Source organism: Nevskiales bacterium, from assembly GCA_035574475.1.
In the GTDB taxonomy this organism is placed as follows: Bacteria; Pseudomonadota; Gammaproteobacteria; order Nevskiales; family DATLYR01; genus DATLYR01.
The window spans coordinates 1-10,297 of record DATLYR010000009.1 but is presented as its reverse complement, the minus strand read 5'-3'; the positions used below and the strand labels follow the sequence as shown (position 1 = coordinate 10,297).

At 68.3% G+C, this 10,297-nt stretch carries 3 protein-coding genes; 2 read left to right on the top strand and 1 reads right to left on the bottom strand.

What is annotated here, in order from left to right; genetic code table 11:
- The first annotated feature begins 255 nt into the window (after positions 1 to 255).
- Positions 256 to 1,701 (top strand): hypothetical protein, encoded by a 1,446-nt coding sequence (locus VNJ47_00515; protein ID HXG27316.1) that lies wholly within the window; start codon positions 256 to 258, stop codon positions 1,699 to 1,701.
- A gap of 57 nt (positions 1,702 to 1,758) precedes the next feature.
- Here VNJ47_00515 and VNJ47_00510 read toward each other — a convergent pair whose 3' ends face one another.
- A complete protein-coding gene (locus VNJ47_00510; GenBank protein HXG27315.1) occupies positions 1,759 to 3,570 on the bottom strand; it encodes a DUF1631 family protein in 1,812 nt (603 codons plus the stop codon).
- A gap of 256 nt (positions 3,571 to 3,826) precedes the next feature.
- Between VNJ47_00510 and VNJ47_00505 the strand changes: the two genes are divergently transcribed.
- Positions 3,827 to 10,297: hypothetical protein (locus VNJ47_00505; protein HXG27314.1), on the top strand; the 6,471-nt coding region annotated here is incomplete at its 3' end.

Sequence of the window (10,297 nt, the reverse complement as noted above, 5' to 3'; positions counted from 1 at the left end):
GCGGTTGTTGACAAACCGGTCCGGGTCCGAATCGCCACCGCAGGCGCTCAGGCACAGCGCGGCCGACAGGACGATGAGCAGGACGGACAGCGTGCGCATGATGTTCCCCCGATCAGTGCCTGTGCCAGAGCCACGCGAGTGGCAGCACAGGCCTTCCTCACGACAGCTTAGCCAGCCTAAGGCCGCGGGCATGCCCCGTATATAGTAGAAATTTGGGAGGCGGGGTTCCGGCCGGTGCGGATGCGGTTATTGCTTGTGACCACGAGCCTGGTGCCGATGACGCCGGGTGTTGCACTGGCCCATTCCTTCGGCCGCAGTTACAACCTGCCGGTGCCGTTCTGGCTCTATGCCTGGGGCGCAGCGTCGGTGCTGGTCCTGTCCTTTCTGGTGACGGGCTATTTCATGCGTGCCGCGGACCGCGGGCGCAGACCCTGGTCGTGCGAACTGTCGGGCAGCGGCCTGGCCCAGGGCTTGCACCGCCTGATGCCGCTGCTGCAGGCGCTCAGCGTCGGCGGACTGCTGCTGTGCATCGTGACGGGCCTGGTCGGCAGCAACAGTCCCTACGGCAACTTCAACATGACCTTCTTCTGGATCGTGTTCCTGCTGGGCTTTGCCTACCTCACTGCGCTCGTGGGCGACCTGTACGCCGCACTCAATCCCTGGAAAGTGCTCGCCGGTGGCATCGGCCGCCTGTTTCCGAGCTACGCCCGCGGCCGGCTGCACTACCCCGAGCGCCTGGGCTACTGGCCGGCGCTGGTCTTCTACATGGCCTTCATCTGGATCGAGCTGTTCGGCCGCAACACGCCGTTCTCGCTGGCCGTCATGCTGAGTGTCTATACCGCAATCAACCTGGCCGGCGCCGGGCTGTTCGGCGCCCGCGAGTGGTTCCGCTACTGCGAGTTCCTGGCGGTGTTCTTCCGTCTGATCGCCACGCTGGCACCGGTGGACTACGTGCCGCCGGGGCAGGACGGGCAGGGCGGCCGCCTGCGGCTGCGCGCGCCCTGCAGCGGTGCGCTGGCGCCGGCGGAGCGCATGAGCCTGGTGCTGTTCCTGCTGTTCATGCTGTCGTCCACGGCCTTCGACGGGCTGCGCGAGACCGTGCTGTGGAAGAAGCTGTTCTGGCTGGACCTGTACCAGGCGGTGCTGCGCGATTACGTCGGCGCGAATCCGCTGGCGGCCTTCCCGGCCATGCGCAGCCTGTTCCTGTACTGGCAGAGCGCCTGGCTGGCGCTGACGCCGTTCCTGTATGCGGCCGTATACCTGGCCTTCGTCGGACTGACACGCTGGCTGGTGGCCGCGCCGTATACGCTGCGCGAGCTGGCACTGCGCTTCGCGCCCCCGCTGCTGCCGATCGCGCTGGTCTACAACATCACCCACTATTACACCCTGATCCAGACGCAGGGCGTGAAGATCGTCAGCCTGGCCTCCGACCCGCTCGGCCGCGGCTGGGACCTGTTCGGCACTGCGGACTGGCTGCAATACCGCATCATTCCGGATGCGGGTTTCGTGTGGCACGTGCAAGTGGGGCTGATCGTGCTTGGGCACGTGGTGAGCGTCTCTCTCGCACACCGCGTGGCGCTGGATCTGTACGCAACGCGGCGTCAGGCGCTGCTCAGCCAGCTGCCCATGCTGGCGCTGATGGTGCTGTTCACTGTGGCAGGGTTGTGGGTGCTGTCGCAGCCGATTCAGTCGGGCGCTTAGCCGGCTGCTGAAACACCTGCCCTCGATAGGGCAGGGAAAGAGCTTACGGACATGACGTCACCTCGCGCGTGTCACCGGCAGGTCGTCGAGGTAGCTGACGAAGGCGTCTTCCTCCGCCGTGGCGCCGCGCGTCAGCCCGGCCTCGGGGCTGGCATTGAGCTCCTCGAAGTATTCCGCCAGGCCCTCCAGCAGGATTACGGTTTCTTCGTTCTGCGTGCGGCTGCGCAAGGCTTCCAGCGCCATCTGCTCCAGGGCCTGCTTGCGCTGCTGCACCTTGCGGCGGTGCTCTTCCTCGCTAGCAGACGCAGTCAACAGCTCGAAGAACTCGCTGGCGTAGAGGATGCAGTCGCGCATCTGGTCACTGTCTTCGCCGTGGCGCTGGTAGGTGGCCATCATCCACGGCGCCAGCAGACGCAGCACGAAGTGCTGCACCACGGTGGGCAGGTGCAGGCCGGCCGACATCGTGCGCAACGCGGATTGCACGAAGCGATGGGATTCGGCGACCGTACTTTCGGGCACTGCCGCATCGGTCTCGGCCGTGACTGCCGGCTTGCGCGCCTGCTGCCGCGCCTCCAGCTGCCGGCGCACTTCGTTGCGCGCGATGGTATAGAGCGCGTCGGCGCCGCTGCTGAAGCTGGCGAGCTCCTGGCCGCGCTCGGATACGATGCGGCCGACGATCAGGCTGATGTGCTCGAAAGCCTCGATCGGGAACTCCTTGTCGCGAAAGCCCAGCAGCGCCAGCTGGCGGATGAAGCGGCGCACCGGGTTTTCCGGGTTCTTGAACAGTTCGGCATCCGACAGGCGCAGGCTCATCAGCGGCAGGATCAGGCGGTTGAGTTCGGTACGGAAGCGCGCGCTGATGCGGGTGTCGCGGATCAGGTCCAGGAACACCGCCTCGATGTGGTCGATGGATTCTTCCTGCTCCGGGGAGAGCGAGATGGGTGGCGGCAGTTTGAAGGTGTCGCGCAAGGTGCCCGGCTGCCAGGTCTCGGCGGTGAGGTGGGCCAGCGCCTGCTGCATGGCGGTCAGCTTGGCGTCCAGCAGCTGCGCGAACTGCGCCGGCAGCGCGCTGCCGGCCGAGACCGCCGGCCAGGGTGGCGCCAGGTCCAGGCCAGTCTTGGCGTCGCCGCCGGCACCGCCTGGGCCGCGCCCGCCCACGCCGCCGCCCGCGCCCCCCCCGGGTCCGCTACCGGTGCCGCCTGCATCGCCTTCACCCCCGCCCGGACCGCTGCGCGCCTTGCTGCGCGCCGGCGGCGTTTTGATGGCCGCGTACTTGAAACCCGGCATCACGCCCTTGCCGGCCAGCAGCTCATTGAGGTCGCGGTAGAACTCGGTGAGCATGTCGGCGCCGCGGTCGCGATAGGCCTCCATCAGCACGATCTGCGCCTCGGGCGGCACGTCCAGCTGCCGGAGCGTGTCCAGGAAACCGTCGGCAATCGCGCCGGGCGTAAAGGCCTTGCTGTTGATGCGGGCGCCGGCCTGGTTCAGCGCCTCCAGGCGCACTTCGAGCGCGACCACGGACTCGCGCGCACGCTCCATCACGCTGCTGACCAGCTGGGCGCGCAGCATCACCACCTTGAGCGATTCGTCGTCCAGCAGCTGCAGCTCGTCATAGGACACCGGCTTGCTGGAAGGTGGCGCGGTGAACGCCCGCACCAGGTGCTGGTGGAGGCTGGACTGGAGTGCGGCGCTGTGCGCCTGCAGCCAGCGCTCGGCCACGCGGCTCTGCTGGCGGGCCGAGAAGCTGGTATAGGGCTGGTCACGCAGGGTTTGCAGCGCGCGCTCCAGGAACAGGCCGATGCGCGCGCGGAACTCGACATTGGCGAAGTCGGTGACCGCTTGGAGTACCGCCTGGGGGTTCTGAATCATCCGCCTCGAGCCGGGAGCCGGTCCTCGCAGTGGTAAAGGACGGCCCTAAGCCTACCGTGTTTCGACAGACACCCGACAGCCGGCCGTGGCGCGATTTCCAAATCGATTGGCGTTGACTCCGAAGATGCAGATGCGCCGCTATTACAGGATATGTCAGCGACCTGCCCGGGGCGGGTCAGCGGCTGCCCGGTGGGCGATCATGAAGCCACCCACCAAGCCCCCGCACCGTTGTCCCGTGCGAACACTGAGAGAGAACATGCGCAAGTGCCTATCCGGAATTCGTGCCACCCGCCTGCTGGCGTCCCTGGTCTTGGCCTTGGCTTCGGCGGCCGCGGCTGCCGAGACGGCGCCGCTGCGCGCCGGGGCGGCCAAGCGCATCATCACGCCCAGCGACGCGCAGATCGCAGGTCAGACCGAATCCTACGCCGGCGGCACGCGGCGGCAGTTTTTCCATCTGGGCGGTTTCGGCATCGGCCCGGTCAAGATCCTGCCCAGCTATGGCGGGGTCACGCCGGCGTTCGACATCACCCAGGCCGGCAATGCCGAGGCCAGGGCGCGCTGCTTCAACAAGGCGCGGCTGGATGCCGGTGTCACGCAGATGGACGACGAGCACTGTGGCGAGGACCACACCTGGGTGCGGGTGCTGACGCTGGAGCAGCCGGGCGGGGCGCGCGTGGCCTTCGTCACGCTCGACGCAGTCGGTGCCGGCAACCTCATCCAGGACGGCCTGAAGGCGGCGATTGTCCAGGCCAGCTGCGCGGCGAACGCCTGCCTGGAACCGGCTAACATCCTCATCGGCCAGACGCACACGCATGCCGGCGCCGATCTGCAGGGGCTGTGGGGCGGCGTGCCGCGCGCGTGGATCAACCAGGTGCTCTACCAGGCCGCGGCGCAGGCGGTGAGCGAGGCGCTGCAGAACGCGGCGCCGGCGCAGCTTACGATGGCGCGCGGTTACGACGGCGACTTCAACAGCTACCGCCGGCCCAAGGCCAACGGCGACGAGGAATCCGACACCACCGTCAGCGTACTGCAGGCGCGCCGCATCGCGGATGATGCCGTCATCGGCACGCTGCTGCAGTACGCCGCGCATCCGACTTCGGTCGGCACCGGCGACTACCGTGCGGCCAACGGGCAGACCTACCGCGTCCCGCACGGTGACTATCCGCTCGGCGCCGAGCTGGAGCTGGAACGGGTTTATGGCGGCACGGCGCTGTATTACAACGGGCCCATCGCCGACGCCTCGGCCTCCGGGCCTACGCCCGGTTCCAACAAGTACGAGCAGGTCAAGAATCGCGGCCGCGCACTGGCGCAGCGTGCGATCCAGTTCCTGAACACCCAGAGTGTGCCGCTCGATCCGGTCATCAGCGCGCGCCACGCCGACGTGGTGCTGCCGATCACCAACCCGGCTTTCGTGGCGCTGGGCGCCGCCGGCGCCTTCAACGGCTATTACCAGTTCACCCAGATTCCGCGCGACGACATCCCCGGTCTGGACGCGCTCGACGGCCAGATCGAGGCGGTCGAGGCCGCGCGCAACCAGCTGCCGCAGCTCACGCCGGTCGCGCGCACGCTGGTCAGTCGGATCAGCATCGGCACCGCCGACGCCGCCGATCCGGACCGGAACCGGCTCGAGATCGTGACCATTCCGGGCGAGGCCACCAACACCTTCGGCCAGTACATCCGCCGCCTGGCGAATGAAAGCGCGACCAGCGAGGCGCGGCCGGAAGTGCACACGATGCTGCTGGGCCTGACCCAGAACTCCTTCGGCTACATCATTCCCGAGGAGGAGTTCGGCGAGTGGGAAGGCCCCATCCCCACCGCACTGCCTTATGAAGAAACCGTCTCCCTGGGCCCGCTGACGGCGCCGCTGCTGCGCAGCGAAGGCTATATCCCGCTGTTCGAGGCCGCGCCGAGCGAGCACGTGCCGGAATACGCCCGCGGCACCGCGCTGCTCGACGGCGTGCTGGCCCGTCTCGCCGGGCTGGCGGACGATCTGGCCGGCAGCTGCCACGACTTCGCCGGCGACACCCCCATCGCGCCGGTCTGCGGCCTGTTCGACGCACTGGCCGACCTGCTGGGCGGGGTGCCGGCCCCGGGGGGCGACCTGGACCCGCAGCTGCTCCTGGCCGCGGCCGACGCCCAGCTGCGCGGCTGCGATCCGCTGGATCCGGCGCACTGCCTGTACCCCTTCCCGAGCGACCACTACACGCTCGAGGTGCCGAAGAACGACACCGAAAACTTTACCGGCCGCCGCGTCAACTTCAGCCCGCTGGCGATGCCGCGCAACCTCGCCGGCAAGCCCATCGACCCGAGCGAGTGGAACCGCAACGACGGCTTCTCGCCGGGTGCGCTGATCGCAACTTATGTCCCGGGCTTGTCGCTGGAGCAGACCTACGACGCGCCGCACGAGGCACTGGGCATCGCCGACATCCGCCGTGCGCTCACGGCGGAGGCGACGGCCAATGGCTGGGTGGCACCCCCGATCCTGCTGCTCGAGGTCACCGACGAGGACGACGCCGACAGCCGCGAGCACCTGTTCTGGGCCGAGATGGACGTCAACGCCGGCATGCTGCTGCCGACCGGTGAGCTGGGCGGCGGCGAGAATGTCGCGCGCCAGAACCCGCGCGTGTCGCTGCTGCTGCGTCCGGCGCGCAACCTCACCCCGGGCAAACGCTACGTCGTCGTGCTGCGCAACCTCAAGGATGCCGACGGCAACCCGATCCCGGCCGGTGCTGCGTTCCGCAGCTGCCGCGACGGTATCGACAGCGCGCTGCCGCCGATCGCGGCGCGTTGCGAGGCACTGGAAGAGCGCGTGTTCCCGGTGCTGGCGCGCGCCGGCATCGCCCGCGACGAGTCGCTGTACCTGGCCTGGGACTTCACCGTGGCCAGCGCGCAAAACCTGACCGCTCGCCTGACTCACATGCGCGACGACGCCTTCAAGTCGCTGCGCAACCGCAATGGCCCGCTGCCCTTCAGTCTGCCGTTTCTGGGCGACCTGGGCCCCGACTGCAGCAAACATGTCGAGCCGGCCACGCTGCCGGCGGATCCCGCGCAGCTCGACTGCGCGCCGCCCAAGTTCACCATCGAGAGCATCAACACCAATGCCGACGACGGCAAAATGGTGAGCATCGAGGGCACGCTGACGGTGCCGAGCTACCTGCGCCCGGCCGACACCTCGCCGCTGGAAGACCCGAACGTGCAGGGCCTGTTCACGCGCATCCGCCAGCAGTTCCCGCAGTCCGCCTCGCTGTTCGGCGGGCTGGAGATCGCCACCTCGGGCAGCGTCATCCCGCCCAACCGGTTGAACTATCATCCGGACGCCGTGCCGGGCGACGTCAATGCCGCCGCCTACGGCGACGGCCTGCCGGACCGCACCGCCGCGGTCGGCGAGATGAGCACCAAGTTCACCTGCGAGATCCCGAAGTCGGCCTGGCAGGGTGGGGCGCCGGCGCGTGCCTCGCTGTACGGGCATGGCCTGCTGCAGTCGCGCGCAGCCATTACCTATGACGGCAATCGCAATCTCGGCGGCCCGCACAATGTGATGTTCTGTGCGCTCGACTGGTTCGGCTTCGCCCAGGGCGACCTGCCGAACGTCGCCAGTACGCTGGTGGACATGTCCAACTTCCCGGTCATTCCGGATGCCTCGCAGCAGGGCATGCTCAACTGGATGTTCCTGGCGCGCGCCATGCAGCACCCGGCCGGTTTCGCCTCGCGGCCGGAATTCCGCGTCAACGGCGATGCCAACGCACCGCCGGCCTTCGACCGGCGTGAAGTCTTCTATTACGGCAATTCGCAGGGCGGCATCCTGCCGGGCCCGGTGGTGGCCGTGTCCAAGGACGTCAATCGCGGCGTGTTCGGCGTGCCGGGCATGAACTACTCGACCCTGCTGCGCCGCAGTTCCGACTTCGGTCTGTACTCGGTGCCGCTGTACCTGTCCTACCAGGACGAACTGGACCGTAACCTGGTCTTCGGCCTGGTGCAGATGCTGTGGGACCGTGCCGAGAACAACGGCTATGCGGCCTACCTCACGGAAGCGGACGCAGCCGTGCACGGCGGCCTGGAGGACGACGCCAACCTCGATGGCCAGGACAACTACGTCCTGCTGCACCCGGCCTTCGGCGACCACCAGGTGACGATGTGGAGCGTGGACGTGATGGCGCGCACCATGAACGTACCGGTGGACCGCCGCCAGGTCAGCGACGCGCGCCACCCCGATGTGGTGCCGTACTACGACCTGGTCAACCTGCAGTATGCCGGCAGCCCGGGCCGCGCCGAGGGCGGCGCGATGGTGGTGTGGAACGACACCAACAACGTCTTCCCGCCGCCGATCGACGAAGTGCCACCAGAGGAGGGCCGCGACCCGCATGGTTATCCGCGCAGCCATGGCGGCTCGATCTGCCAGATGTCGCACTTCCTGCGCGTGGACGGCTTCATCGCCGACGTGCAGGACCTGCCGCAGAGCCGCGACGCCGCCAAGGCGCTGTGCGACGCGCGCTTCGGTGCGGTGCCGACCGTGGCCCTGGCCGCCTACGGCGCGAACGCCGCATCGCCGCCGTCCGTGGACGGCCTGCGCGAGGGGCTCGCCGCTTGCTACACCCACCCGCTGCGCGACGACTGCGTGCTCAAGCCGCTGGTCGAACTGCTGTCGGTCAACCAGCGCAACGAGTGCTTCGTGCGCGGCCTGCGCGATCCGGCCTGCCCGGTGAGCGTGGTGCTGAACCCGCTGGTCGAGAACGACCCCTCCGGCGCCATCGAGCCGCTGGCCGACATCCTGTCCGACGTGATCGGCTGCGCGGTGCAGCCCAAGGCGCCGTTCTGCCAGTTCTCGGATCGCTACTGCGATGTGGATCCGAGCGGCCAGATCTGCGCCATCCGCGACGCGCTGGGCGTAGTTTACGCACTCAACGACCAGCTCGGCCTGCCGATCACCGGCCCATCAGCCGGCAACACGGCCTGCGACCAGCCGGCCGGAGATCCGGCGCCCGGTTCCAACGAGTGGCGCCAGCGCGACCTGATGAACATGGTCTGCTCGGCGCAGCGCCTGACCGATCAGTACGCCAACCCGGACTTCCACCTGGCGCTGTTGGCACGCAGCACGCCGCGTACCTACAGCTACAACCTGGTGGAGCAGCTGTCCGACCCGACCCGTCCGCGCCTGACCTTAGCGCAGACCATCCCCGGCGGGCGCAGTACCGATCCCTATCGTGTGGATGAGGACTGGGCCTTCGCCGGCCGCGGCCGCGTGGATCACGTCAGCTTCATCGCCGAGAGCGGCGCGCGCCTGGTCGGGCGCGTGTTCCGCCCGCCGGCGACGGTGCCCGGGCCGTATCCGGCGATCGTGATCACCACCGGCTCGATCCAGGGCTACCAGGAGATGTACAACTGGGCCGCACAGGGCCTGGCGGAGGCCGGCTACCTGGTGCTGACCTATGACGTGCAGGGTCAGGGCCGCTCGGAAACCTTCCCACATGCGGACAACGGCCTGATTTCGGGCACCCAGGGCGTGCCCTTCCAGCAGGCCTACAACTTCGTGCAGGGTACGCGCGATGCGCTGCGCTGGCTGCTGTCGTCCGAGGGCAATCCCTACCGGGCGCCTTCCGCGAATACGCTCGGTACCGAGCTGTTCAATCCGTTTGCGCAGGATGTGGATCGTACGCGCATCGGTCTGGCCGGCCATTCGCTGGGCGCCTCGGCGGTGTCGCAGGTGGGCCAGGAGCAGGCCTGCGATCCGGGTCAGCCGCGCGCATTGCGTAACGGTTGCGTCAGCGCCATCGTCGGCTGGGATGCGCTGAGCGCGGTCGCGCCGATCAAGGCGCCGGGTCTGAGCCTGACGGCGGAGTACTTCTTCAATCCGACTCCCGCCAGCAGCCCGCCGAACCCGGATTCCGGCCTGGCGGCGTTCAACGCCTTCGTGGCGGCGGGCGTGGACAGCATGCGTGTGTCGCTGCGTTCCAGCACGCATCTGGAGTGGACCTACGTGCCGCTGATCCTGCCGGCCAGCCGCTACGGCGAGCGCGTGTCCATGTACTACACCCTGGCCTGGTTCGACCGCTACCTGCGCGATGACGCCGGCGCCACCGCGCGCCTGGTCGCCACGCACTTCGACGACAGCGCCGACGCCAGCAGCATCGGCGCCGGCACCTGGGATCCGGTCAGCGGCAACAACGTGCCTTACAAGATCGACGGCCGCTGCGTGGCCAACCACGTTTCGATCTACTACCGCTCGGCCTACCGCCTCAACGGCGGCACGCTGAGCGAGCCGGATCTGCGCGCGCGCGGCTGCGGACCGCTGCAGGATGCGGACGGCGATCTGATCCCGGACGAGGACGACAACTGTCCCAACGACGTCAACCCGGATCAGGCCGACGGCGACCGCGATGGCATCGGCGATGCCTGCGAGCCGCCGCCGGACACCACGCCCGATCCCTTCAGTTTCACCAGCGTCTCGGGTGTGTCCCAGAACACGGTGGTCAGCTCGAACGTGGTGACGATCACGGGCATCGATGCGCCGGCGCCGGTGTCGGTCAGCAATGGCGAATACCGCATCGATGGCGGGGCCTGGACCAGTGTCTCTGGCTCCATCACCAATGGCCAGACGGTGCAGGTGCGTCACACCTCGGCCAGCACGGCCAACAGCGTGACTGAAACGGTGCTGACCATTGGTGGGGTATCGGGCAAGTTCCGCTCGACCACGGCGGCGGGTGTGGATACGGACCCGGATGCCTTCAGC

Coding starts and splice junctions, on each gene's coding strand:
- VNJ47_00510 (HXG27315.1), bottom strand. CDS start 3,570: ATGATTCAGAACCCCCAGGCGGTACTCCAAGCGGTCACCGACTTCGCC.